The sequence below is a fragment of the uncultured Agitococcus sp. genome (assembly GCF_937920075.1).
In the GTDB taxonomy this organism is placed as follows: domain Bacteria; phylum Pseudomonadota; class Gammaproteobacteria; order Pseudomonadales; family Moraxellaceae; genus Agitococcus.
This window is the reverse complement of the sequence record NZ_CALETI010000135.1, coordinates 1-1949: the sequence shown is the minus strand read 5'-3', so window position 1 is coordinate 1949 and position 1949 is coordinate 1. Positions and strand designations below refer to the sequence as shown.

1 protein-coding gene is annotated in these 1949 nt (G+C 38.9%); it reads left to right on the top strand.

What is annotated here, in order from left to right:
• Positions 1-1949: YfjI family protein (locus Q0212_RS05065; protein WP_297923145.1), on the top strand; the 1949-nt coding region annotated here is incomplete at both ends.

Sequence of the window (1949 nt, the reverse complement as noted above, 5' to 3'; positions counted from 1 at the left end):
ATGATTCCCTCCACACATGGGAAGGATTAGAAGCCAATAGAACAGACTATAAGGCCATTTTTAACGAGGCTAAGGCCAATGGATGGATAAACCCTTTAAGTAATCAAGGCGCGTCTTATGAGCTACCTGACCCCTTACCTATTACAAGCAGTTTTGCCCCTGTCATGCCATTTAGTGCTGATTTATTACCCCCTGTTTTGCAAGAGTTTGTATATGATGAAGCTGACAGAATGCCTGCCCCTGTATCATTTGTTGCGGTATCTGTTTTAGTAGCATTAGGAAGTGTAATTGGTGCAAGTTGCGGTATTAAACCAAAGCAAAAAGATGATTGGTTAATTGTTCCTAATTTATGGGGAGGTATTGTTGCACCGCCCACTTCTAAAAAATCCCCTGCTATTGATTCAGGAATGCGCCCACTTAACTTCTTAATAAACAAGGCGCGTGAATCTTATGAAAGCGACTTAAAAAGCCATGAAAAGGATAAAATGCTTTATAAGTCCAAATTAGAGGGCTTAGAAGCAGACTTAAAAAGCGCGTCAAAAACATCATCAAAAAGTAAACCCCAAAAAACACGCGAAGAATTAGCAGAACTCATTTGCAAGGAAAAAGAAAACGAGCCTATGCCGCCATGTTTAAGGCGTTATAAAACTAATGATTGCACTGTACCCAAGTTAGGGGAATTAGAGTGTGCAAACCCTAATGGCATTCTTGTTTTGCGTGATGAATTGATAGGCTTACTTGCAGGATTAGACAAAGAGGGGAAAGAGGAAGACCGCGCCTTTTATTTAGAGGGTTTTAATGGTACTGGCAGTTACGATACTGACAGAATAATGAGAGGTAGTCTTTTTATTAAAAATCATTGTTTATCAGTGTTTGGAGGCATACAACCCGATAAACTAATCGCTTATTTAGAGCAAGCGTACAGTGGTTTAGGCAATGATGGATTGTTGCAGCGTTTTCAAATGCTTGTTTATCCCGACCCTATTGAGTGGCAATACCGCGACAGATACCCTAATCGTGAAGCCGCCAATGTCGTTTTTGATATATTCAAAAAACTGTCAGAAACTGATTTTTTACAGTTTGGCGCAAACCCGATAGATGAATACAACAAACGCCCTTACTTTAGATTTACGCTTGATGCACAGGCGTTTTATGTGGAGTGGACTCATAAACTAAACACTCAAACGATACCTAATGAAGAAAATACGGTTATTCAACAACACTTAGGCAAGTATGAGCGTTTATTACCTGCATTAGCGTTAATCTTTCACCTGATTGATTGTGCAAGTATTGGCCAAGCAAATGATTTTGGCGTAAGCCTTGAAGCAATCAAAAGAGCCGCCTTGTGGTGTGAGTATTTAGAAACTCATGCAAGGCGTGTATATGGCCTGATTGATGGAATGGGAATGCGCCCTGCCTTAACACTCTCTCAAAAAATAGAAGCACTTATAAAACGCACTGCCAAAACTGACGAAACCCCCGAAAATTGGTTAAAAGATGGCTTTACCTTGCGAGACGTAAGGCGCAAACAATGGCAACACTTAAAGGATGATATTGCTATCGAAAAGGCATTAACGGTACTTACTGATAATTATTGGATTGTCCCAAATGACACACAAATTTCAAAAATTGGAGGAAGACCAACAACACGCTATTTTATTTCTCAAAAAATAAAAATGTGTCAGATACCTACTGCCAAAACTGACGAAACTCAAAAAACGTACAATTCTAGCCAAAAAATTGGTCAAAAAATAGGTTTTGGCAGTTTTGGCAGTACCCATCTAGGGGATTTTGAAAATTTAGAAAATGATTCTCTGATTTTGCAAAAAAATGAATGGGATGATGATTTTAAAACGCCAATTGACCCAAATGACAAAAAAGTGAGTTGTAATATGTGCGAGCATTACGCATGGGATTGTGCCAAAGGTATAGAAGTTATTGACGAAAAT